The sequence below is a fragment of the Cupriavidus sp. L7L genome (assembly GCF_004353535.1).
GTDB lineage: Bacteria > Pseudomonadota > Gammaproteobacteria > Burkholderiales > Burkholderiaceae > Cupriavidus > Cupriavidus oxalaticus_A.
Genome location: NZ_SMNY01000009.1, coordinates 64148 through 86845, shown reverse-complemented (window position 1 = coordinate 86845; position 22698 = coordinate 64148). Strand labels below are relative to the sequence as shown.

The 22698-nt window shown below is 67.2% G+C and carries 26 protein-coding genes; 8 read left to right on the top strand and 18 right to left on the bottom strand.

The window, feature by feature from the left end; genetic code table 11:
• Positions 1-46 precede the first annotated feature (46 nt).
• The 4 genes from E1J61_RS08340 (at position 47) to ybiB (ending at position 4287) form a co-directional block, all read left to right on the top strand.
• On the top strand, positions 47-1387 hold the full coding sequence (locus E1J61_RS08340) for a CmpA/NrtA family ABC transporter substrate-binding protein (RefSeq protein ID WP_133093620.1): 1341 nt from the start codon (positions 47-49) through the stop codon (positions 1385-1387).
• A 56-nt stretch (positions 1388-1443) separates the two neighbouring features.
• Positions 1444-2367, top strand: coding sequence for a nitrate ABC transporter permease (ntrB, locus tag E1J61_RS08335; protein WP_133093619.1), 924 nt, complete (start codon positions 1444-1446; stop codon positions 2365-2367).
• An 18-nt stretch (positions 2368-2385) separates the two neighbouring features.
• Positions 2386-3189 carry an ABC transporter ATP-binding protein gene (locus tag E1J61_RS08330; protein WP_133093618.1) on the top strand — a complete coding sequence of 268 codons (804 nt, stop codon included), beginning with the start codon at positions 2386-2388 and terminating at the stop codon, positions 3187-3189.
• Positions 3190-3294: 105 nt separating this feature from the next.
• Positions 3295-4287: a DNA-binding protein YbiB gene (ybiB, locus tag E1J61_RS08325; protein ID WP_133093617.1), complete on the top strand. Its 993-nt coding sequence runs from the start codon at positions 3295-3297 to the stop codon at positions 4285-4287.
• A gap of 51 nt (positions 4288-4338) precedes the next feature.
• Here the strand turns inward: ybiB and E1J61_RS08320 are convergent, their stop codons facing one another.
• Positions 4339-5217, bottom strand: a complete 879-nt coding sequence (locus tag E1J61_RS08320; RefSeq protein ID WP_133093616.1) for a pirin family protein — start codon at positions 5215-5217, stop codon at positions 4339-4341.
• 347 nt (positions 5218-5564) lie between these two features.
• Here E1J61_RS08320 and rpoH point away from each other — a divergent pair, with 347 nt between their 5' ends.
• Entirely contained in the window at positions 5565-6494 is a 930-nt protein-coding gene (gene rpoH / locus E1J61_RS08315; RefSeq protein WP_133093615.1) for an RNA polymerase sigma factor RpoH, read from the top strand.
• A 93-nt stretch (positions 6495-6587) separates the two neighbouring features.
• Here rpoH and E1J61_RS08310 read toward each other — a convergent pair whose 3' ends face one another.
• From E1J61_RS08310 to E1J61_RS08290, 5 genes are all read right to left on the bottom strand, one after another.
• Positions 6588-7202, bottom strand: a complete 615-nt coding sequence (locus tag E1J61_RS08310) for an SCO family protein (RefSeq protein ID WP_133093614.1) — start codon at positions 7200-7202, stop codon at positions 6588-6590.
• Between the two features lie 126 nt (positions 7203-7328).
• Positions 7329-8273: a heme o synthase gene (gene cyoE, locus E1J61_RS08305; RefSeq protein WP_133093613.1), complete on the bottom strand. Its 945-nt coding sequence runs from the start codon at positions 8271-8273 to the stop codon at positions 7329-7331.
• Entirely contained in the window at positions 8270-9373 is a 1104-nt protein-coding gene (locus E1J61_RS08300) for a heme A synthase (RefSeq protein ID WP_133093612.1), read from the bottom strand. Before E1J61_RS08300 ends, cyoE begins: the two co-directional genes overlap by 4 nt.
• Before the next feature lie 10 nt (positions 9374-9383).
• A complete protein-coding gene (locus E1J61_RS08295; protein WP_133093611.1) occupies positions 9384-10052 on the bottom strand; it encodes a cytochrome C oxidase subunit I in 669 nt (222 codons plus the stop codon).
• A 73-nt stretch (positions 10053-10125) separates the two neighbouring features.
• The gene (locus E1J61_RS08290; protein WP_133093610.1) at positions 10126-10908 is read right to left on the bottom strand and encodes an SURF1 family protein; all 783 of its coding nucleotides are present in this window, start codon (positions 10906-10908) and stop codon (positions 10126-10128) included.
• Positions 10909-11025: 117 nt separating this feature from the next.
• Here E1J61_RS08290 and E1J61_RS08285 point away from each other — a divergent pair, with 117 nt between their 5' ends.
• Positions 11026-11235 (top strand): twin transmembrane helix small protein, encoded by a 210-nt coding sequence (locus tag E1J61_RS08285; protein WP_029046742.1) that lies wholly within the window; start codon positions 11026-11028, stop codon positions 11233-11235.
• A gap of 123 nt (positions 11236-11358) precedes the next feature.
• Here E1J61_RS08285 and E1J61_RS08280 read toward each other — a convergent pair whose 3' ends face one another.
• The 8 genes from E1J61_RS08280 to E1J61_RS08250 form a co-directional block, all read right to left on the bottom strand.
• The gene (locus E1J61_RS08280; RefSeq protein WP_133093609.1) at positions 11359-12219 is read right to left on the bottom strand and encodes a cytochrome c oxidase subunit 3; all 861 of its coding nucleotides are present in this window, start codon (positions 12217-12219) and stop codon (positions 11359-11361) included.
• 141 nt (positions 12220-12360) lie between these two features.
• Positions 12361-12585: a DUF2970 domain-containing protein gene (locus E1J61_RS08275; protein WP_133093608.1), complete on the bottom strand. Its 225-nt coding sequence runs from the start codon at positions 12583-12585 to the stop codon at positions 12361-12363.
• 10 nt (positions 12586-12595) lie between these two features.
• Positions 12596-13228 carry a cytochrome c oxidase assembly protein gene (locus E1J61_RS08270; protein ID WP_133093607.1) on the bottom strand — a complete coding sequence of 211 codons (633 nt, stop codon included), beginning with the start codon at positions 13226-13228 and terminating at the stop codon, positions 12596-12598.
• Positions 13229-13245: 17 nt separating this feature from the next.
• Positions 13246-13377: a cytochrome oxidase small assembly protein gene (locus tag E1J61_RS38175; RefSeq protein WP_209756341.1), complete on the bottom strand. Its 132-nt coding sequence runs from the start codon at positions 13375-13377 to the stop codon at positions 13246-13248.
• A gap of 63 nt (positions 13378-13440) precedes the next feature.
• Positions 13441-15048 (bottom strand): cytochrome c oxidase subunit I, encoded by a 1608-nt coding sequence (gene ctaD, locus E1J61_RS08265; RefSeq protein WP_133093606.1) that lies wholly within the window; start codon positions 15046-15048, stop codon positions 13441-13443.
• Positions 15049-15086: 38 nt separating this feature from the next.
• On the bottom strand, positions 15087-16340 hold the full coding sequence (gene coxB, locus E1J61_RS08260) for a cytochrome c oxidase subunit II (protein WP_133093605.1): 1254 nt from the start codon (positions 16338-16340) through the stop codon (positions 15087-15089).
• 60 nt (positions 16341-16400) lie between these two features.
• On the bottom strand, positions 16401-16910 hold the full coding sequence (locus E1J61_RS08255) for a DUF2244 domain-containing protein (RefSeq protein ID WP_133094196.1): 510 nt from the start codon (positions 16908-16910) through the stop codon (positions 16401-16403).
• 261 nt (positions 16911-17171) lie between these two features.
• Positions 17172-18143 (bottom strand): methyltransferase domain-containing protein, encoded by a 972-nt coding sequence (locus tag E1J61_RS08250; protein WP_243736814.1) that lies wholly within the window; start codon positions 18141-18143, stop codon positions 17172-17174.
• On the opposite strand from E1J61_RS08250, the gene E1J61_RS08245 reads away from it, so the two are divergent.
• Together E1J61_RS08245 and trmL are read left to right on the top strand one after the other, a co-directional pair.
• A complete protein-coding gene (locus tag E1J61_RS08245; protein ID WP_133093603.1) occupies positions 18132-18974 on the top strand; it encodes a ComF family protein in 843 nt (280 codons plus the stop codon). The two genes, E1J61_RS08250 and E1J61_RS08245, sit on opposite strands and share 12 nt — an antisense overlap.
• A 62-nt stretch (positions 18975-19036) precedes the next feature.
• Positions 19037-19507, top strand: coding sequence for a tRNA (uridine(34)/cytosine(34)/5-carboxymethylaminomethyluridine(34)-2'-O)-methyltransferase TrmL (gene trmL, locus E1J61_RS08240; RefSeq protein WP_133093602.1), 471 nt, complete (start codon positions 19037-19039; stop codon positions 19505-19507).
• 24 nt (positions 19508-19531) lie between these two features.
• Here trmL and E1J61_RS08235 read toward each other — a convergent pair whose 3' ends face one another.
• The 4 genes from E1J61_RS08235 to grxC form a co-directional block, all read right to left on the bottom strand.
• Complete coding sequence (locus tag E1J61_RS08235; RefSeq protein ID WP_133093601.1) at positions 19532-20509, bottom strand: tripartite tricarboxylate transporter substrate binding protein; 978 nt, start codon at positions 20507-20509, stop codon at positions 19532-19534.
• A gap of 39 nt (positions 20510-20548) precedes the next feature.
• Positions 20549-21565 carry an NAD(P)H-dependent glycerol-3-phosphate dehydrogenase gene (locus E1J61_RS08230; protein ID WP_133093600.1) on the bottom strand — a complete coding sequence of 339 codons (1017 nt, stop codon included), beginning with the start codon at positions 21563-21565 and terminating at the stop codon, positions 20549-20551.
• A 109-nt stretch (positions 21566-21674) separates the two neighbouring features.
• Positions 21675-22193 carry a protein-export chaperone SecB gene (gene secB, locus E1J61_RS08225; protein WP_029046730.1) on the bottom strand — a complete coding sequence of 173 codons (519 nt, stop codon included), beginning with the start codon at positions 22191-22193 and terminating at the stop codon, positions 21675-21677.
• A 180-nt stretch (positions 22194-22373) separates the two neighbouring features.
• On the bottom strand, positions 22374-22631 hold the full coding sequence (gene grxC, locus E1J61_RS08220) for a glutaredoxin 3 (RefSeq protein ID WP_133093599.1): 258 nt from the start codon (positions 22629-22631) through the stop codon (positions 22374-22376).
• Between the last annotated feature and the right edge of the window lie 67 nt (positions 22632-22698).

The following is a 22698-nucleotide window of genomic DNA, read 5'->3' as shown; positions in this document are numbered from 1 at the left end:
GGCGAAGCCGGCACGGACGGGGACGCTTTTTTCTTGGAGTTTCGCAATGCCCTCTCGCCTCAGGATTGCCAAGCCGCTGCACGCGGCGGTGAACGCCTCCGAAGCCGCCTCGGCGGCCGCAGCCGACGCGGTGCCGGCCAGCAGCGGCCGCCGCCGCGCGCTGGCGACCATCGCCGGCGCCAGCGTGATGACGCTGGTCGATCCGCTGGTGCGCGCCGGGGCGTGGGCGGCGGGCTCCGACGCCCCCGAGAAGACCGACGTGCGCATCGGCTTCATCCCGCTGACCGACTGCGCTTCAGTGGTGATGGCGTCCACGCTCGGCCTCGACAAGAAGTACGGGATCAAGATCACGCCGACCAAGGAAGCCTCGTGGGCCGGCGTGCGCGACAAGCTGGTCAACGGCGAGCTCGACGCCGCGCACGTGCTGTACGGCCTGATCTACGGCGTGCAGCTCGGCATCGGCGGCCCCAGGAAAGACATGGCGGTCCTGATGAACCTGAACTACAACGGCCAGGCCATCACGCTGTCGTCCAAGCTGGCCGAGAAAGGCGTGCGCGACGGTGCCAGCCTGAAGGCGCTGATGATGAAGGAAAAGCGCGACTACACCTTCGCGCAGACCTTCCCCACCGGCACGCACGCGATGTGGCTGTACTACTGGCTCGCGGCCAACGGCATCAACCCGATGCAGGACGCCAAGGCCATCACCGTGCCGCCGCCGCAGATGGTGGCCAACATGCGCGTGGGCAACATGGACGGCTTCTGCGTGGGCGAGCCCTGGGGCGCGCGCGCCATCGCCGACAAGATCGGCTTTACCGCCGAGACCACCCAGTCGATCTGGAAGAACCATCCGGAGAAGACGCTCGGCACCACCGCGGAATTCGTGCAGAAGTACCCCAACACCGCGCGCGCGATGGTGGCTGCGGTGCTGGAAGCGTCCAAGTTCATCGACGCTTCGGCCTCGAACCGCCGCAAGACCGCCGAGACCATCGCCGCCAAGTCCTACGTCAACACCGACATGGACATCATCCTGGACCGCATGCTTGGCCGCTACAGCAACGGCCTGGGCAAGACCTGGGACGATCCCGATGCCATGAAGTTCTACCAGGACGGCAGCGCCAACTACCCGTTCCTGTCCGATGGCATGTGGTTCCTGACCCAGCACAAGCGCTGGGGCCTGCTCAAGGAGCACCCCGACTACCTGGCCGTGGCGAAGCAGGTCAACCGCATCGACATCTTCAGGCAGGCCGCCACCGCGGCGCAGGTGCCGCTGCCCAAGGGCGACTTCCGTACCGCAAAGCTGATCGACGGCGTGGTCTGGGATGCCACCAAGGACCCGAAGGCGTATGCCGACGGCTTCAAGATCAAGGCCGGCGCGCAGAACGCTTGACCACAGGCCGCCACCACCCCACCGATCCGCAGCGCCCCTGGATAAAGGAGCCCGATGTGAATGCCATCGCCCACACCGCGCCTGAAGGCGCCAATGCTGCCAATGTCGCCGCCACCGACACCGACATCAAGGAACGCGCACGGCGGCGCGAGCTGGAAATCGCCGCGCAGGAACGGCGCGCACAACGCCACGCACAACGCCAAGACCTGCTCGGCGCGCTGGTGCTCAAGGCCGTGCCGCCGATCCTGGGCTTTGCCGTGTTCGTGATGGCCTGGCACGGCATCGCCACGCTGATCCCGGCGATTCCGACGCCGGGTGCAACGTGGAACGCGGCGGTGCCGCTGTTCTCCGACCCGTTCTACCGCAACGGCCCCAACGACCAGGGCATCGGCTGGAATGTGCTGGCGTCGCTGGCGCGCGTGGCCGCGGGCTTCGGCCTGGCCGCCGTGATCGGCATTCCGGCGGGCTTCCTGATCGGGCGCTTTGCATTCCTGAACGCGATGGCGTCGCCCGTGATCAGCCTGCTGCGGCCGGTCTCGCCGCTGGCGTGGCTGCCGATCGGGCTGCTGCTGTTCAAGGCTGCCAACCCGGCGGCGATCTGGGCCATCTTCATCTGCTCGATCTGGCCGATGGTGATCAACACCGCGGTAGGCGTCACGCGCGTGCCGCAGGACTACCTGAACGTGGCGCGCGTGCTTGACCTGTCGGAATGGAAGGTGTTCACGCGGGTGCTGTTTCCCGCGGTGCTGCCCTACATGCTGACCGGCGTGCGGCTGTCGATCGGCACGGCGTGGCTGGTGATCGTCGCGGCCGAGATGCTGACCGGCGGCACCGGCATCGGCTTCTGGCTGTGGGACGAGTGGAACAACCTGAAGGTCGAGCACATCGTGATCGCGATCTTCGTGATCGGCATCATCGGACTGATGCTCGAGCATGCATTGCTGGCACTGGCACGGCGCTTCAGCTACGGCGCCAACTAAGAGCGAGGGAGAGACGCCATGGACAAGTTCGTCAGCATCGAGAACGTCGGACAGACCTTCAAGACGCGCAAAGGGCCGTTCGTCGCCCTGCGCGACATCAACCTTCAGATCGCCGAGGGCGAGTTCATCACGCTGATCGGCCACTCCGGCTGTGGCAAGTCCACGCTGCTGAACCTGATCGCGGGGCTGGCCACGCCGACCACCGGCGCGCTGATCTGCGCCGGGCGCGAGATCGCCGGACCCGGGCCGGAGCGCGCCGTGGTGTTCCAGAACCATTCGCTGCTGCCGTGGCTGACCTGCTTCGAGAACGTCTACCTGGGCGTGGAGCGTGTGTTCGGTGCCAGCGAAGGCAAGGCTGAACTGAAGACGCGCACGCACGAGACGCTGGCGCTGGTGGGCCTGACGCACGCCGAGGGCAAGTATCCGCACGAGATCTCCGGCGGCATGAAGCAGCGCGTCGGCATTGCCCGCGCGCTGGCGATGGCGCCCAAGGTGCTGCTGATGGACGAACCCTTCGGCGCGCTCGATGCCCTGACCCGCGCACACCTGCAGGACGAACTGATCAAGATCGTGGCGCGCACGCGCAGCACGGTGGTGATGGTCACGCACGATGTCGACGAGGCCGTGCTGCTCGCCGACCGCATCGTGATGATGACCAACGGCCCGGCCGCCACCATCGGCGAGATCCTCAGGGTGGACCTGCCGCGCCCGCGCGACCGCGTGGCGCTGGCCGACGACAAGGACTACCACGCCTGCCGTACCGCGGTGCTGGACTTTCTCTACCGCAAGCAGCGCAATCCCGCGCTCCAGGAAGCAGCCTGAGCGTGCTCCCCGCCGTCGCGCTCGTCCGTGGCAACGGGCGGCGATGGGCGCGACGGCGCTGCTCCGCTATCATGAACCCAGAACAGACTCCTCCCCCAAGCCGCCATGACCACGCCAGCCAACCCGTTTTCCGCCGCCCGCTATATCAAGGAAGTCGGCCGTGGCGTCAACGGCGCGCGCGCGCTGCCGCGCGACGACGCCAAGACCCTGTTCGACGCGATGCTGGCTGGGCGCGTGTCCGACCTGGAGCTGGGCGCGATCCTGATGGCCTACCGCATCAAGGGCGAGGCCCCGCACGAACTGGCCGGCATGCTCGAGGCCGCCCATGCGCACTGCCAGCCGCTGCCCGCGCCGCCCGAGCGCCAGGTGGTAGTGATCCCCAGCTACAACGGCGCACGCAAGCAGCCAAACCTGGTGCCGCTGCTGGCGCTGCTGCTGGCTCGCGACGGCATCCCCGTACTGGTGCACGGGACGCGCGTCTTCAATGACCGCATCACCAGCATGACCCTGTTCGAGGCGCTGGGCATTCCCCTGTGCGCCAGCACGGCCGAAGCCTCGGCACGGCTGCGCGAGACCGGCGGCGACGGCCCGCTGGCGGTGCTGCCGGTCGATGTGCTGTCGCCGGGCCTGTCGCAGCTGCTGGAGCGGCGCACCGTGATCGGCTTGCGCAACTCGTCGCATACCGTGGCCAAGATGCTGCAGCCGGTGGGCGAGCACGCGCCGGCTGAAGGCTTGCGGCTGTATAGCTATACCCACCCGGAATACCGCGAGACGCTGACCGACTATTTCTCTCACGAGCCGGCCAACGTGCTGCTGGCACGCGGCACCGAAGGCGAAGTGGTGGCCGATGCGCGCCGCAGCGGCCGCATCGACTGGCTGCATGAAGGGCACCAGCAGACGCTGGTCAATCCCTCCGGCGGATCGCTGGCCGAAGTGCCGGATCTGCCGCCCGGCAATGATGCCGGCCTGACCGCGGCATGGATCCGGCGCGTGCTCGATGGCGCCGTGCCGGTGCCGGCGCCAATCGCCACGCAGGTCGAAGCCATCCGCGAGTGCCTGAAGCTCGGCACCCGCGTCACCTGGGCCAGTCCGGTCTAAACGCGCGGTCTGAGCGCGGTCTGAGCGCGGTCTGAGCCCGGACCGCCCGGTTCAGGGCTTGCGCGCGGGCAGCGGGATGCGCTCGCGCTCGTCGCCCGGCACGCGCGGAAACTGGTCGTCCTCCCAGCGTCTGGCAGCGGACTCGATGGCTTCCTTGCTGCTGGCCACGAAATTCCAGTAGATGAAGCGGCGGCCGTCGGTCGGGTCGCCTCCCAGCAGCATCACGCGCGAAGGCGCCGTCGCCATCAGCAGCGCCGGCTGCCCGGGCGTCAGCACCACCATGTGCTCGGCCGGCAGCGGCTCGCCGTCCAGCGACACCGCGCCGTCCACCGGGTAGATGCCGCGCTCGGCATGGTCGGCGGGGATCTCCACGCTCGCGCCCGCATCCAGCTCGATCGCCACGTACAGGGTGCGGCTGAAGACCTTGACCGGCGAAGTCTTGCCGAAGGCATCGCCGGCGATCACCACCATGCGCACCCCCGGCCGCTCGATGCGCGGCAGCGTTGCAGCGGGATGGTGGAAGAAGGACGGTTCGTCGGTCTCGTGCGACTGCGGCAATGCCACCCATGTCTGGATGCCGTGCAGGCGCGCGCCGTCGGCGCGCGCGGAATCGGGCGAGCGCTCCGAATGGACGATGCCGTGGCCGGCAGTCATCCAGTTGACGTCGCCCGGCCGGATCGCCTGCTCGCTGCCGAGACTGTCGCGGTGAATGATCTCGCCTTCGAACAGGTAGGTGACGGTCGCCAGCCCGATATGCGGATGCGGGCGCACATCGGCACCCTCGCCCGGCGGCATCTGCACCGGCCCCATATGGTCGAAGAAGATAAATGGCCCGACCGTCTGGGTCGCAGCGGCCGGCAGCAGGCGGCGCACGGTGAAATCGCCCAGGTCGCGCACATGCGGTTTCAACAAGTGTTCGATAGCAGACATAGCTCCTCCGGAGTATGAGAGATCGGCAAGCGTGCCAGCTTGCCGCCGCTTGCGTCGAGTGTAGCCGCTGGCGCAACAAATCATTCCACTGGCATGCAGAACCGGCGGGCACACATTCGCTCTAACACGAGTGTACCCAGCCACGAGTATCCCCGACGCCGCCTCATAGCGTTATTGCTATTCTATGCGGCGAGTCAATCGACGGGAACTATCAAGACCGTTGGGACTCCAATTAGCACTCACCCGGATGGAGTGCTAAGATGTGTTGCAGTGCCGCCGCCGTTCCCACAAGGACGTGCGGGACATGACCCGGCAACCCAACCGCCGGATGCGAAAGGAGCGATTGAGTGAACGCAGTCTTGTCTGCCGAACAAACCCTGACGACTAGCCGTCTGCCGACGGCGCCCCGTAGCGGGAGCAGCTTTGCGCTGACCTTCCCGGCGACCGTGGGCAATCTCGACAGCTATATCCAGGCTGTCCACCGAATTCCGTTGCTGACCGCGGAGGAAGAGCAGCGCCTGGCGCGCGATCTCCGCGATAACGATTCCGTCGATGCCGCCCGCCAGCTGGTGATGTCCCACCTGCGACTGGTGGTGTCGATCGCCCGCCAGTACCTGGGCTATGGCCTGCCGCACGCCGACCTGATCCAGGAAGGCAATATCGGCCTGATGAAGGCCGTGAAGCGCTTCGATCCCGAGCAGGGCGTACGCCTGGTCTCGTATGCGATGCACTGGATCAAGGCCGAGATCCACGAGTACGTGCTGAAGAACTGGCGCATGGTCAAGGTGGCAACCACCAAGGCCCAGCGCAAGCTGTTCTTCAACCTGCGCAGCCACAAGCAGGGTTCGCACACGTTCACGCCGGAGCAGGTCGAGGCAGTCGCGCGCGAGCTGAACGTGAAGCCGGAAGAAGTAATGGAGATGGAAACCCGCCTGTCGGGCGGCGACCTCGCGCTGGAAGGCCAGGTCGACGACGGCGAAGAGGAATTCGCCCCCATCGCCTACCTGGCTGACAACCACAACGAACCCACGCGCGTGCTGGAAGCCAAGCGCCAGGACCGCATGCAGGTCGAAGGCCTGGAAGAAGCGCTGGGCCGGCTGGACGAGCGCAGCCGCCGGATCATCGAGGCGCGCTGGCTGAACGTGGCCGACGACGGCTCGGGCGGCGCCACGCTGCATGAGCTGGCCGCCGAGTTCGGCGTCTCGGCGGAGCGCATCCGCCAGATCGAAGCCGCGGCGATGAAGAAGATGAAAGGGGCGCTGCAGGCATTTGCCTGATGCCGGGCACCCATGCAAAAAGCCGGTCCAAGTGGACCGGCTTTTTTTTGCCTGCGATCGCAGCGGTGCGACGTTATGCCGCACCGTCAGGCGTCAGGAAAGCAGCTGCTTCAGGTCGTGCGCGATCGGCTCCGGCCCCTGGCCGTGGCGGATGAACAGCCGCAGCCGGCCTTCCGGATCGAACACATAGCTGCCCGCCGAGTGATCCACCGTGTAGTTGTTGGGCGAGCTGCCCGGCACCTTGGCGTAGAACACCTTGAAGTCCTTGGCCAGCTTCTGCAGCGCGGCGTCGTCGGCCGGGCGCAGGCCCAGGAAGCGCGGGTCGAATGCTGGGACGTACTGCGCCAGCAGCGCCTGCGTGTCGCGCTCCGGATCGACCGTGACGAACAGCACCTGGACGCGGTCGGCATCGGGGCCCAGCTGCTCCATCACCGCCTTGAGCTCGGCCATGGTGGTCGGGCATACGTCGGGGCAATGGGTATAGCCGAAGAACATCACCACCGCCTTGCCCTTGAAGTCGGCAATGGTGCGGACTTTGCCATTGTGGTCGGGCAGCGAGAAATCCTTGCCGAAATCCGCCGCGCCGCTGATATCGACATTGCGGAACGACGCCTTCTGCTGGCCGCAGGCTGCCAGCGCCAGCGCGAGCGCGGCAACCAGGGAAAAGCGGCGGAAGGCTGAGAACAGGCCGGAAGCGGGTCTGGGCATGCGCGAAAGCTTGTGTGGAACGATCAGCAATGGAAAGGTCGGCGAAAGCACCCAGTATCGCCGATGGCGCCGCCGCGCTGCGCCGGCCGCGACAAGATGACGCAGCCCGCAGCGTGGCAAGGCCGGTCAGACCTGCGGCACGAACTTGAAGTAATGGTCGACCAGCAGCGCCGCGAACAGCAGCGACAGGTACAGGATCGAGAAGCGGAAGGTGCGCTGCGCCAGCTCGTCCGAGTAATTGCGGTACATCTTCCAGGCATAGGCCAGGAAGCCGCCGCCCAGCGCCAGCGCGGCCACCAGGTAGATGTAGCCGCTCATGCCGTAGACGAACGGCAGCAGCGTCGCCGCGATCATGATCAGCGTGTACAGCAGGATATGCAGCAGCGTGTAGCGCTCGCCGTGGGTGACCGGCAGCATCGGCAGGCCCGACTTGGCATAGTCGGCGCGCCGGTACAGCGCCAGCGCCCAGAAGTGCGGCGGCGTCCACGTAAAGATGATCAGCACCAGGAACCAGGCCTCGGCCGGCACTTCGCCGGCGACGGCGGCCCAGCCCAGCGCCGGCGGCATAGCGCCGGACAGCCCGCCGATGACGATGTTCTGCGGCGTGGCCGGCTTGAGCAGGATGGTGTAGACCACCGCATAGCCCAGGAAGGTGGCGAAGGTCAGCCACATCGTCAGGTCGTTGGCGAACTCGTGCAGCATCCACATGCCAGCGCCGCCAAGGATGGCGGAGAACACCAGCGTCTGCGGGGTGGTGATCTCGCCGGTGGCGGACGGGCGCCAGGCGGTGCGGCGCATCAGCGCATCGATCTTCTGCTCGACCAGGCAATTGATGGCAAAGGCGGCGCCGGCAAGCAGCCAGATGCCTGCGGCACCGCCGATCAGCACGCGCCACGGCACCATGCCGGGCGTGGCCAGGAACATGCCGATGATGGCGCAGAAGACTGCCAGCTGCGTCACGCGCGGCTTGGTCAGGGCGGCATATTGCCGGGCCAGGTGCCGTATCCGGCTCAGCTTGCCCAGTGAATGAGGGTGTGTAGCGGTAACCACGGAAGGGGTCTTGTCTTTCATGTGGCGCGGGCGGCGTTCGGCATGGCTTTGGGGGCGCCGGCGGCCCGGGTCGCGAGCCCTATATTGTAGTGGAGGCGGACCAGCAGCAGCAGGAGCACCGCCGCGCCGCCGTTGTGGGCGACCGCCGCCACCAGGGGCCAGTCGAACACGATATTGGACATCCCGGTGGCCAGTTGCAGCACCAGCATGCCGAGCAGCCAGCCTGCCTGCCGGTGCAGCCCCTCCAGCCGGCGCGCACGCAAGCCGAACCACGCCAGGTAGCCCAGCACCACGAATGCAAAGCCCCGGTGCACCCAGTGGATCGCAACCAGCGCAGCGTGCGGGATGTAGTCGCCAGCGGCCGTCATGCCAAGCTGGCGCCACAGCGTGAAGCCGTGCCGGAAGTCCATCTCGGGCACCAGCTGGCCGTTGCACAGCGGGAAATCCGTGCAGGCGAGCACCGCGTAGTTGGTGCTGACCCAGCCGCCCAGGAAAATCTGGATCACCAGCAACAACAGGCCGATGCGAACCGGCCAGTGCAGCCGCGCCGCCTCGGGTACGACCGGGTGCGGCGGGTCGCTGCGCGAGCCCAGTTGGATCAGCGCGGCCAGCAGTGCCATGCCCAGCATCAGGTGCGTGACCACGATGATCGGCTGCAGCTTCATGGTCACGGTGAACGCGCCGAATGCGCCCTGCACGCACACCAGCACCAGCACGCCGGTGGCGAACCATGGCGATTGCTTCAGCTCGCGGCGCTTGACCCATGCCAGCACCATCAGCGCGATGATCAGCACGCCCACCGCCATGGCGAAGTAGCGATGGATCATCTCGATCCACGCCTTCATCAGCGTCACCGGACCGCTGGGCAGCGCGGTCTCGGCCGCCCGGATCGGCTCCATTGCGGCATGCGGGTTGGAGTGTCCATAGCAGCCCGGCCAGTCCGGGCAGCCCAGGCCGGAGTCGGTCAGCCGCGTGAAGCTGCCGAACATGATCAGGTCCAGCGTCAGGAAGGCGGTGATCCAGACCAGCTTGCGGTATTTGTTGCGATCGCCCTTGACCAGCACGTAGCTGAGCGGCAGCAGTGCGATCAGGACGCCGATGACGGCCAGTTGCAGCAGCATGCCCTTCCCCTTAACCGATGCGCGAGACCTTGAGCAGCTTCTTCAGGTCGCCGCTCAGCTTCTTGGGGTCCGGATCCTGCGGGAAGCGCATCATCAGGTTGCCGAGCGGATCCACCAGGAAGATGGTGTCCTCGGCACGCTTGCCCGGCTCGGCCGGCAGCCATTGCTGCGCCACCTGGTGGTCGATGCGCAGGAAGCGCACGCCGGCGTAGGGCCCGTTGTAGGCGGTGCTCAGGCGCTCGTCGATCTTGCCGTCATCGGTGATCAGCCACACCGGCACGATGCGCTCGCGGTCCTGGCCTTGCCCGGCGCGGATCTGGCGGATGGTGAAGAGCTTCTTTGCGCAGGCCTCGTCGCACGCGGACGGATCCGCCGTCACCAGCAGCCACTTGCCGCGGTACTGCTCCAGCGGCACGGCGTTGCCTTGCTCGTCGGTGACGCGCACCGGCGGCATCGGCCGTTGTGGATCGACCAGCGCGCCGTAGTTGGTGGCGCCGCCCCTGGGCTTGATGACGTAGTAGGTGAAATAGGAGGCGATCACCGGCGAGGCGCACACCAGCAACAGCATCAGCATCTGCAGGCGGCCACGGCGCGTGCGCGCGTCGATGCGGGGATCCTGCGGCGAGGCCGACATCGCGGGAGGCCCGACGGGTGCCGGGGCGGAGTCTTGCTGTGACATGGGAGTACGTCTGTCCTTTTTCATCTGCAGTCAGGCCCGTCCGGGAACCTGCCCCGGTCGTGCTGCCATCCGTTCATGCGTTGTTGCGGGCCGCGGACGCTACCGCGCGCCGGCGCGCGTGCCAGCCCAGCACCGCCACCAATACCACCGTCAGCGCAGCCAGGCCGAACCACTGGAAGGCATAGCCATAGTGCCGGTCCGCGCCCGCATCGGCCGGCGCCCAGTCGCGAGCGAGGCCGTCGCCGGTATCGCTGCGCTGCGCGACCACCAGCGGCTGCAGCGCCAGCCCGGTTTCGGCGGCGTAGTCGGCGATTTCCAGGTTCTGGCGGATCCTGCTGCCGGCCTCGGCGCTGGCCGCTTGGCCCAGGCCATAGACCCGCGGCACGGCCGCCAGTGCCGTGCCTTCGATGGTCACCTCGCCGTCGGGCGTCGGAAAGGGCGCGATCCGGGTGCGGTCCTGCGCATCGCGCGGCAGCCAGCCGCGCAGCACCAGCACCGCCCGCGTGGCGCCGGCACCGTCCTGTGCCGGACTAATCACCAGCGGCGTGACCACCAGGAAGCCGGCACGGCTGTCGCCGCTGCGCCCGCCGGCGCCGTGGGGGCGATTATCCAGCAATACGGTGCGGGCCGTGTCGAACCGCCCCGTGACCCGCACCCTTCGATCCGTCACAACTTGTGACAGCGGCGCGGTGCCCAGTTCCACCGGCGGCTGTGCCGCCAGTGCCTGCAGCCGCGCGGCGCGCGCCTCTTTCTCGTGCGCGCGGTTGAGCTGCCAGTTGCCAAGCGCAGCGGTCACGGCAATCACCACCAGCGCGGCGGCCAGCGGCAGCACGCCGAGTAGGCGGCCTGCCTTCATTGCGCCGACATGCCCGGCGGCATGCATGCGGGGCCGGTGCGATAATGTGCCGCACCGTCATCCATCGCGGCCACTACTACGAGACTGCGGCAAGCTCCGCTGCCAACCCGCCCCGCCATGCGCTTCGTCATCATCGTCGCCTTCATCCTGATCATCGCCAGCCTGGCCTCCGCCCTGTTCTTCATGATGCGCGACCGCGGCAAGACGCCCAACATGATGCGCTCGCTGATGCTGCGCGTGGGTTTTTCGGTGGCGCTGTTCCTGTTCATCCTGTTCTCGAGCTGGATGGGCTGGATCCACAGCACGGGCATCCGCATGGCGCCCTGACGGACCGCATGGCTTGAGGCCAATGCAAACGACAAACGCCGCAGGCTGCCGGGCCTCCTGCGGCGTTTCTCTTTTGCGTTGGCGCCGGCACCCCGCTGCGGGGCGGCCGGCGGGTATGGCAGCTTACAGCCAGTACACCACGACGTAGAGCAACAGCCACACCACGTCAACGAAGTGCCAGTACCAGGCGGCGCCTTCGAAGGCAAAGTGGTGATCCGGCGTGAAGTGGCCCTTGAGCACGCGGCCCAGCACCACCGCCAGCATGATCGCGCCCATGGTCACGTGGAAACCGTGGAAGCCGGTCAGCAGGAAGAAGGTCGAACCGTAGATGCCCGAGGTCAGCTTCAGGTTCAGGTCCTGGTAGGCGTGCATGTACTCGTACACCTGCAGGCACATGAAGATCGCGCCCAGCAGGATGGTCAGCACCATGCCCTGGATCAGCTGGTTGCGCTTGCCGGCCAGCAGCGCGTGGTGCGCCCAGGTCAGCGTCACGCCCGACATCAGTAGCAGCGCGGTGTTGATGGTCGGGATCGGCCACGGGCCCATGGTCTGGAACGATTCCACCACGCCGGCCGGCCCCAGGTTGGGCCACACCGCGGCGAAGTCGGGCCACAGGATCTTGTTGTTCAGGTCGCCCAGCCACGGCATGGCGATGGCGCGGGCATAGAACAGCGCGCCGAAGAACGCCGCGAAGAACATCACCTCGGAGAAGATGAACCAGCCCATCGACCAGCGGAACGAGATGTCGATGTTCTTGCCGTACATCCCGCCTTCGGATTCGCTGATGGCGTCGCCGAACCAGCTCTTGAGCACGAACAGGAACCACAGCAGGCCGAAGACGCACAGGTACGGCGCCCAGGATTGCCCGTTCACCCAACCGGCGGCTCCGGCACCTGTCATCAGCAGGCCGAAGCTTGCCGTGATCGGGTGGCGCGACGGGCCCGGTACGAAGTAGTACGGAGCGTTTGCGCGATTCGCACTCATTCTTTTATCTCCAGCTCAGAGTCTTTGATTCAGTATTCGTTATCCGTGCCGGTTTTCCCGGGGCCGCCCGCCTCCTGTGGACGGCCGCGTCGGCGCGGTTGTTTTTCTGCGACTGCCTTGTTGTCTACCCTTCCTGCCTTGCTACCCTGCCGCCTGGCTGACCACCATCCGGACGATGACGACCAGCACCGCGATAAACACTGCCGCGGCGATCAGCCCGGCGATGACCACATGCACCGGGTTCAGCCGCGCCATGTCGCGCTCGTGCTCCGCGCCCTTGCGCAGGCCGATAAACGACCACAGCACCGCGCGCATGGTCTGCGCGAAGGACATCTTCCGTTTGGCGGCGTCCTTGAGTTCGTCCATCGCGCCCCCCTCAGCTGCCCTTGCCCGCCGGCGCCGTCGCCGGTGCCGACAACTGGCCTTCGGGAGCCTGCGCCACCGGTGTGCCCACCTCGAAGAAGGTGTACGACAGCGTAATGCTCTTCACATCCCTGGGCAGCGCGGGGTCGATCACGAACACCACCGGCATCTCGCGCGCCTCGTTCGCCTTGAGCGTCTGCTGCTTGAAGCAGAAGCACTCCAGCTTCTTGAAATACTGGGTCGCCTGCTTGGGGGCGTAGCTCGGGATGGCCTGCGCGGAAATATCGCGCGACTGCCCGTTGGCCACCTCGTAGACGATGGTCATCATCTCGCCCGGATGCACTTCCATGCTGTTCTTCACCGGACGGAAGGCAAAGGGCCCGCGCGCGTTGGAGTCGAACTCCACCGTGACCGTGCGGCTCTTGTCGACCTGCGTGTTCTTCACCGAGCCGCCATGCAGCTCGCGCGTGGTCACCACGTTGATGCCGGTGATGTCGCAGATCTTCTTGTACAGCGGAACCAGCGCATAGCCGAAGCCGAACATCACGGCGACGATCACCACCAATCGCACCATCATGCCGCGGTTGAAGCGCTTGTCGGCTTCCCGCGCTTCCTGCGCTTCCCTGCCCTGCTGGTCGACGCTCATCTCGCTACCCTGCCACCTCAGCCAAGGAACACCATCTTGGCGAAGAACCCCAAAAAGAAAACCACCACGATCGACAGCAGGATCAGGCCAAGGCGCCGGTTGGCGGCCTTCGGGTCCGGGTGTGATGGGTTTTTGTCTGGAGCCTGCATGTTGTGTGACTGGCTGGCGTGGCGGCGGACATTGCCGCCACCACGCCTGGTTACGCTGGCCGCTTAGCGAACCTGCGGGGGCACTTCAAAGGTGTGGAACGGCGCCGGCGACGGCACGGTCCATTCCAGCCCTTCGGCGCCTTCCCACGGCTTGTCCGCGGCCTTCTCGCCGCCACGGTAGGACGGCAGCACCACGAAGAAGAAGAAATACACCTGCATCAGGCCGAAGCCGAGCGCGCCGATCGACGCGATCGCGTTGAAGTCGGTGAACTGGGTCGGATAGTCGGCATAGCGGCGCGGCATGCCGGCCAGGCCCAGGAAGTGCATCGGGAAGAAGGTCACGTTGAAGAAGATCAGCGAACCCCAGAAGTGGACCTTGCCGCGGGCTTCGTTGTACATGAACCCGCTCCACTTCGGACCCCAGTAGTAGAAGCCCGCGAACAGCGCGAACAGCGAGCCGGCCACCAGCACATAGTGGAAGTGCGCCACGATGAAGTAGGTGTCCTGCAGCTGGATGTCGATCGGCGCCACGGCCGGCATCAGGCCGGTAAAGCCGCCGATGGTGAACACGAAGATAAAGCCGATCGAGAACAGCATCGGGGTCTCGAAAGTCATCGAGCCGCGCCACATCGTCGCGATCCAGTTGAAGATCTTCACGGCGGTGGGCACCGCGATCAGCATGGTCGCGTACATGAAGAACAACTGGCCGGTCACCGGCATGCCGGTCGTGAACATGTGGTGGGCCCACACGATGAACGACAGGATGGCGATCGAGGCGGTGGCGTACACCATCGAGCTGTAGCCGAACAGGCGCTTGCGGGCAAACGCCGGCACCACCTGCGAGATGATCCCGAATGCCGGCAGGATCATGATGTACACCTCGGGGTGGCCGAAGAACCAGAAGATGTGCTGGTACATCACCGGATCGCCGCCGCCGGCGGCCGAGAAGAAGCTCGTGCCGAAGTGGCGGTCGGTCAGCACCATGGTGATGGCGCCGGCCAGCACGGGCATCACGGCGATCAGCAGGTAGGCGGTGATCAGCCAGGTCCAGCAGAACATCGGCATCTTCATCAGCGTCATGCCGGGGGCACGCATGTTGAGGATGGTCACGATGATATTGATCGAGCCCATGATCGACGACGCGCCCATGATGTGCATCGCGAAGATGGCCATGTCCATGCCCGCGCCCATCTGCACCGACAGCGGCGCGTACAGGGTCCAGCCGGCGGCGGTGGCGCCGCCCGGGGCGAAGAACGAGCCGGCCAGCAGCAGCGCGGCCGGAGGCATCAGCCAGAAGCTGAAGTTGTTCATGCGCGCGAACGCCATGTCGGACGCGCCGATCTGCAGCGGGATCATCCAGTTGGCGAAGCCGACGAAGGCCGGCATGATCGCGCCGAACACCATCACCAGGCCGTGCATGGTGGTGAACTGGTTGAACAGCTCGGGGCGGAAGAACTGCAGGCCCGGCTCGAACAGCTCCAGGCGGATCAGCAGCGCCAGCAGGCCGCCCGACAGCAGCATGATGAACGAGAACAGCAGGTACAGCGTGCCGATGTCCTTGTGGTTGGTGGCGAACAGCCAGCGGCGCCAGCCATGCGGGTGATCGTGCGCGTGGTCGTCATGCGCGTGATCGTGCGGATGGGCGAGCGCGTCCGGGGTAGCAGTACTCATCGCAAATGCTCCTCTAATCCTGTTCTGTCTTCAGCGGGTCAGCCTGCAACGCGGTTGCCCGCGAGGCTGGCCTGCTTGGCGCCGGGCTTGGCGTCGGCCTTGGGGGCTTCGCCGCCGGCCGCGCCGCCGCCTTCGGGGAACTTGCCCGCGCGGGCACCCACGAAGTCGCTCGGCTGGATCACTTCACCCGTCTTGTTGCTCCAGGCGTTGCGCGTATAGGTCATGACCGCCGCCAGCTCGGTGTCCGACAGCTGCTTCCACGACGGCATGCCGCCCTTGCCTTCCAGCAGTATGTGCATCTGGCCGGCCTTCGGGCCATTGACCATCTTGGAGCCGTCCAGCGCCGGGAAGGCGCCGCCGCCCTTGCCGTTGGGCTGGTGGCAGACCGCGCAGTTGGCGGCGTAGACCTTCTCGCCACGCACCTTGGATTCGTCCAGCGTCCAGGTCTTGTTGGGATCGTCGGCCTTGGCCATCAGCTCTTTTTTCTTGCCGTCGACCCACTTGGTGTAGTCGGCATCGGAAACCACGCGCACCACGATCGGCATGAAGGCGTGTTCCTTGCCGCACAGCTCGGCGCACTGGCCACGGTACACGCCGATCTTCTCGGCCTTGAACCAGGTGTCGCGCACGAAGCCGGGGATCGCATCCTGCTTGACGCCGAAGGCCGGGATCATCCAGGCGTGGATCACGTCGTTGGCGGTGGTGACGATGCGGATCTTCTTGTTGACCGGCACGACCAGCTCGTTGTCCACCTCCATCAGGTAGGTGTTGCCCTTGGGCTGCTCGTTGTTGATCTGCTCGCGCGGGGTGGTCAGGGTCGACACGAAGGAGATGCCCTCGCCTTCGCCCTTCAGGTAGTCATAGCCCCACTTCCACTGGTAGCCGGTGGCCTTGATGGTGATGTCGGAGTTGGTGGTGTCCTTCATCGCGACCACGGTCTTGGTGGCCGGCAGCGCCATCGCGATCACGATCAGGAACGGGACGATGGTCCAGACCACCTCGACCGTGATGCTCTCGTGGAAGGAAGCGGGCTTGGAGCCCTTGGCCTTGCGGTGCGTGAAGATGGAATAGAACATCACTGCGAAAACCGCGACGAAGATCACCGTGCAGATGATCAGCATCATCCAGTTCAGCCAGTGAATCTGTTCGGCGATCTTGGTAACGGGCTCGGTCAGGTTGAGCTGGCGCACGGCGGGGCCGCCGGGCATGTCGCTGACCGCGAACGCCGCGTGGCTGGCAAGCAGGGACGCACCTGCCAGACAAGCTGCGGATGCCTTCTTCCACATTTTCATTTGTTATCTACCCAATTTACAGATTCAAATCTGTCCCCGCCGCCGCCCCTGCCCCCCCTCTCAGAGGTGGCGCAAGGCCGCTGCGAGCTCCTGCGCGAACTTGCGCCGCCGGTACGGGTCCACGTAACACCCCACCTGTACCTCACGCCCGCCCGAGCGCAGCGTCACCAGCGCGCGGAGCGATTCACCCAGTTCGACCCGCACCCAGCGCGGGTTGAATTCGTGGCGCGTCACCTGCGTGCCGCTGGCTGTCTCCACGACCAGCATGCCGTCGGTAATGCTGACGCGCTCATAGTCTGTCGCATGGCGCGCATACACAAGCAGGGCGATCCCCAGCCCGGCCAGCTCGATGCTGGCAAACGGCAGCACGAGCCAGGACCCTTGCCACGCGAAAAACAGCGCGATGGCAAGCGAGACAGTGAGGATCGAGAGGTAAAACCAGCCGACCTGGCGTGGACTCAGCGAGCAATTCCGCTTCATCAGCCAGTCGTGGGGCGCGGGGAGAGGTCCGTCGTGATTTCCGCCGGAGTCACCACCTGCCGTCTGGAATGCGATACCCAAGTCTTGCATCGCCAACCACTCTGCATCGGATGCACACCCGGGACGATGGCGCCCGGGCTGCACAGTGCAGGTGCAAAACCAGGACGTTCTTGTGCCAGGGGACCACTGCGACAAACTGGCGCATTATAGGGCGCTTCCCATACACGGACAAGGGCGGTCCTTGACCATGGCGCTTGCGCGCCGCTCTATTCTGTGCATGGGAAATAGCCCGGGATGCCGCGCCAGCCCTCGCTCTGCGGCAATCTGTCGCACGCGCAAGTTAACTCTGTTTTAACCTGCCCGACGCGGCTTTGCACGCCCGATCTGGTCCAGCGGCACCACGGCGCGGCCCTGGTCGTCGAGCGCCTGGCCACCGCGCGCCGGCAGCTTCCACGCATGGCCGTAGACGATCTCGAAGGTCAGCGGGATCACCCCGTCGGCGTTGCGGCGCCGCTCCAGCGCCTGCGTCAGGGCCTGGTACCAGCGCCGGCCGCGCAGGCCTTGCGGCAGCGGGCCGGCCGGGCCGCGCAGGCCGCCGAAGGCCTGCACCTCGCGCAGCAGCGTGGCGGGCGACTCGTAGGTCACGGTCAGCGTTTCCATGTCCATCACCGGCGTGGACCAGCCGCCGTGGACCAGCATGTCGCCAATGTCGTGCATGTCGACAAAACGCAACGTATGGGGCGCGCCGTCGACTTCGGCGAAGGCCGCGCGCAGCTCGCCAAGGGTGTCGGGGCCGAACAGCGAGAACAGCACCAGCCCTTCGTCGCGCGTCACACGGTGCCATTCCGGGAACACGCGGTGCGGCTCCGGATGCCAGTGCAGCGCCAGGTTGGACCACAGCAGGTCGAAGCTCGCGGGCGCAAACGGCAGTGTGGCAAGATCGCCCTGGACCAGGTCGAACAGCGGGCGCTTGCCCAGCATGCGGCCGAGCCAGCCCGGGCGGCGCTGCGGGTCGCGCTGGCCGGCTTCGGCCAGCATCGCCCCGGAGATGTCGAGGCCGGCAATCTGCGCATCCGGGAAGCGGGCGCGCAGCGCCGCCAGCCCCTGGCCATGGCCGCAGCCGATGTCCAGCGCACGCCGCGGCGCCAGCCGGATCACCTCCATGCGCTCCTGCATGCGGCGGCCGATCTCGCCCAGCAGGAAGTCCAGCTGGCCGAAATGGCGGCTGCGCCGGTCGAAGGCGAGCCGGGTCAGGCGCGCGGGCGGCAGGAAGGCATCGTTACCAGCGGAGCTATCGGGGAGATCGGCGGCATGCAGGGACACGGACAGGCAGGGCAGCAAGAAAACCAGGAACCGGCGCGCGCGCCGGACGAACGCGGCCGCCGCGCCCGATGGGCCGCGGCCGGACGGCAAGTATACGCGCGCGCCGCGATGGGCGCCGGGAAGGCTCTCGGCGCCGTCTGGCGGGCCGCTGTGCCCGCGCTGCTGCCAAGCGCCTGCGCGCTATGCGGCAGCGTGCAGCGGGATGTGGTGTGCGCACCCTGCGCGGCCGACCTGCTGCGGCCGGTACGGCGCTGCGCCGTTTGCGCGCTGGCGCTGGGCCGCCATAGCGGCTGCGCGGCCTGCGCCGCCATGCCGCCGGCGTTCGACCATGCCTGTACGCTGGGTGACTACGCCAGCCCGCAGGACAGCCTGGTGCTGTCGCTCAAGTTCGGCCACGCGCTACCGCTGGCCGACTGGCTGGCGGGCCGCCTCGCTGCCGCGCTGCCGGCGGCCTGGGCGGCGCAGCGGCTGGCGCCGCCCGACCTGCTCGCCCCGATCCCGCTGGCGCCGCAACGGCTGGCCGTGCGCGGCTTCAACCAGGCCTGGGAAATCGCCCGCCCGCTGGCGCGCCGGCTCGGCCTGCGCGCCGACCCCGTGCTGCTGCGGCGCCGGCGCGATACCGGCAGCCAGCGCGCGCTGGACCTGGCCGCGCGGCAGGTGAACCTGCGCGATGCGTTCCGGCTGACGCGGCCCGCGCGGCTGGATGGGCTGCATGTGGCGCTGGTGGACGACGTGATGACTTCCGGCGCGACGCTGCATGAGGCGGCGCTTGCGCTCAAGGCGCACGGCGCGGCACACGTCAGCGTGATCGTCGCGCTGCGTACGCCCTAGCCCGGATGACAGCGCCCGGTGCGCGCGTTAAGCTGCGCACCGTTCTCAAGAAGCTCCGCATCATGTTCAACGTCGTCCTGGTCGAACCCGAAATCCCGCCCAATACCGGCAATGTGATCCGCCTGTGCGCCAACACCGGCGCGCAGCTGCACCTGGTGAAACCGCTGGGATTCCCGCTGGAAGACGCGCGCATGCGCCGCGCCGGGCTGGACTACCACGAGTACGCGACCATGCGCGTGCACGAGAACTGGGACGCGCTGATGGCCAGCGAGCAACCCGATCCCGCGCGCATGTTCGCGCTGACCACGCGCGGCTCGACGCCGTTCGGACAGGTGGAATTCAGGCCGGGGGACTGGTTTGTGTTTGGCTCGGAAACGCGCGGGCTGTCGCCGGAGCGGCGCGAGTGGTTCCCACCGGCGCAGCGCATCCGGCTGCCGATGCGGCCGGACAACCGCAGTCTCAATCTGTCGAATACGGTGGCGGTGGTGGTGTTCGAGGCGTGGCGGCAGAACGGGTTCGCGGGAGGGAGCTAGGCGCCCCGTCCCGGTACTCCGCCGCTACTCCGGCTGCACGCCCGCAGCGCGGATGACCTTGTCCCAGCGCGCCTTCTCGCTGACCATCGTCTGCCGCAGCGACGCCGGCGCGGTCCCGGCCGGCACGAAATACTGCGCCCGCATCTTGTCGCGCACGTCGGCGCTGCCAATGATCGCCACCAGTTCACGATAAAGACGATCGATCACCGGCTGCGGCGTCCCGGCGGGCGCCAGCACGGCCTGCCACGAAATCGCCTCGAAGCCCGGATAGCCCGACTCCGCCACCGTCGGCACCGACGGCAGCACCGCGGTGCGCCCGGTGGTCGTCACCGCCAGCACGCGCAGCTTGCCCGCGTTGACCTGCGGCATCGCAATGGCCGGCACCATGAAGCCCGCCTGCACCTGCCCTCCCACCATCGCCGTGGTGATCTGCGGGAAGCCGGGATACGGCACGTGCTGCAGGTCGATCCCCGCGATAGCCTTGAGCTGCTCCATCGCCAGGTGCGACGCGCTGCCATTGCCGGGCGAGCCATAGTTCAGCGCGCCCGGTTTCGACTTGGCCAGTGCGACGAACTCGCGCAGGCTATGCACCGGCAGCCGCGCGTCGACCACCAGCACATTGGGCGATGTGGCCACCAGCGTCACCGGGGCGAGCTGGCGGAACGGGTCGTAGTTGAGGTTGCGCGACAGCGTGGGCGCGGTGACCAGCGGGCCGTTGATGGTGAACAGCAGCGTATAGCCGTCCGGCGCGGCGCGCGCCACCATGCCGGTACCGATATTGCCGCCGGCGCCGGGCCGGTTCTCGATCACCACCGGCTGGCCCAGCGCGGCGGCCAGCTTCTCGGTGACGATGCGGGCGATCAGGTCCGGCGACGAGCCCGGCGGGAACGGCACCACCATGCGGATCGGGTGCGCAGGCCACGGTTGCGCCAGCACGCCGGCGGAAGCACCGGCAGCGCAGGCGGCGGCGAGCGCGATCAGCGCGTGTCGGCGGGTAGGCATGCAGAAATTTTCTTCAGGAGGATTGGAGCGCGCGCGGTGTCATTCATCGCGCGCATCGCGCTGGAGCAACTGCGCGACCGCATCGGCGGCACCCAGGCCCTCGAACAGCACGGCGCACACCGCGCGCGCGATCGGCATCTCGACGCCGTGGGCGGCGGCCAGCTCGGCCACGGCCTGCGCGCAGCGCACGCCCTCGGCGACGTGGCCCAGGCCGGCCAGGACCTGGTCCAGGCTCTGCCCGGCGGCCAGTTGCTGCCCGACCTTGCGATTGCGCGACAGGTCGCCGGTCGCGGTCAGGATCAGGTCGCCCACGCCGGCCAGCCCCATGAAGGTCTCGACCCGTCCGCCCAGCGCCAGCCCCAGCCGCGTCATCTCGGCCAGCCCGCGCGTCACCAGCGCGGCCCGCGCGTTCAGGCCGAGGCCAAGCCCGTCGCTGGCCCCGGTGGCGATCGCCAGCACATTCTTGACCGCGCCGCCGACCTCGACGCCGGTCAGGTCGTCGCTGCCGTAGATGCGCATGGCGTGGTGGTGGAAGGCCCGCTGCGCCCGCTCCGCCAGCGATGGCACGCTGCCCGCCACCGTCAGCGCGCACGGCAGGCCCTGCGCGACTTCGCGCGCGAAGCTGGGACCGGTCAGCACGCCATAGTCGAAGCCTTCGGTGCGGCCGGCGGCGTCCAGTTCGGCGCGCACCATCTGGTGCGGCAGCAGGTGCGTGCCGGCCTCGAAACCCTTGCACAGCCACAGCATCGACACCGGCCGCGCGCTGCGCGTGGCCAGCCGGCGCGTCATTTCGCGCAGCCCGGAGACCGGCGTGGCCACCACCACGATGCCGTCCGGGTCGTCCGCGGCATGGGCCACCGCTTGCTCGAAATCGGCTTGCACCGCCAGCCGCCCGGACAGCTTCACGCCAGGCAGGTAGGCCGCGTTTTCACGCGTGGCGGCGATGGCCGCCAGTTGCGCGGCATCGCGTCCCCACAGCACCACGTCATTGGTGGCCGCGGCATGGCTGGCGAGGGCAGTGCCCCAGGCACCGGCACCGAGAAAGGTCAGTTTCATGGCAGCTCGATCGGAGAGATGATCGGAGAGATATCAGGCGCTGGAACATGCGCACAAACAAAACGGGGCCGCAGCCCCGTTCCGTAGCATGGCGCGGCAGGCCGCTCGCTTAGTGGCGAGCCTGGCTGCCGTCGGGCATCACGATGCCGCTGTTGCCGCCTTCGGCCGCCTGGGCTTCCTGCATGGCCGCCTGCAGGCGTTGCTCGTACAGCGCCTGGAAATTGATTTCCGACAGGTGGATGGCCTGGAAGCCGGCGCGGGTGATCACGTCGGCGATATTGCCGCGCAGGTACGGGTACAGGATGGTCGGGCAGGCAATGCCCAGCAGCGGGTCCAGCTGCTCCACCGGCACGTTGCGGATATCGAAAATGCCGGCCTGGTGCGCTTCCACCAGGAATGCCACCTTGTCCTGCACCTTGGTCGTCACGGTGCCGGTCACGACCACCTCGAAGATGCCTTCCTGCAGCTGCGAAGCGCCGACGTTGACCTGCACTTCCACCGACGGGGCTTCCGATTCCAGGAAGATGCCGGGCGAATTGGGCTGCTCCAGCGACATGTCCTTCAGGTAGACGCGCTGGATGTTGAAGAAGGGTTGATCGTCCTGCTGGGTGTTTTGCTGGTCGCTCATGAAAGGCTTCCGGGAGGATGGGCGTTGGGCGCGGCGGCGGCAGCGCCCGCGAGGCGCAAGGACTGGCCGGTGCCCGGTTGGAAAAGTGGAAAGCGCATATGGTACATGACGCGGGTGGCGATTTCACCCGCGCCGGCGCCCGGCCGGCCAGGAATCAGAGAGTTCTGACCGGCAGCGCGATCAGGCCGCCAGCAGCGACACCAGGCCGCCCTTGCGGTCCAGCGCCGAAAGGTCGTCGAAGCCGCCCACATGGGTCTCGTCGATGTAGATCTGCGGCACGGTACGGCGCCCGGTGCGCGACATCATCTCTTCGCGCTTGCCCGGTTCGCGGTCGATCAGGATCTTCTCGATCGTCTCGACCCCGCGGGACTTGAGCAGGCGCTCGGCCATGTTGCAATACGGGCACACCATGGTGCTGTACATGACGACGCGGGCCATGCGGGTTCTCCTTCAATACGAATGCGGCGCGCCTGGCGAACCGGGCGCACTGTGATGGATGCGGCGG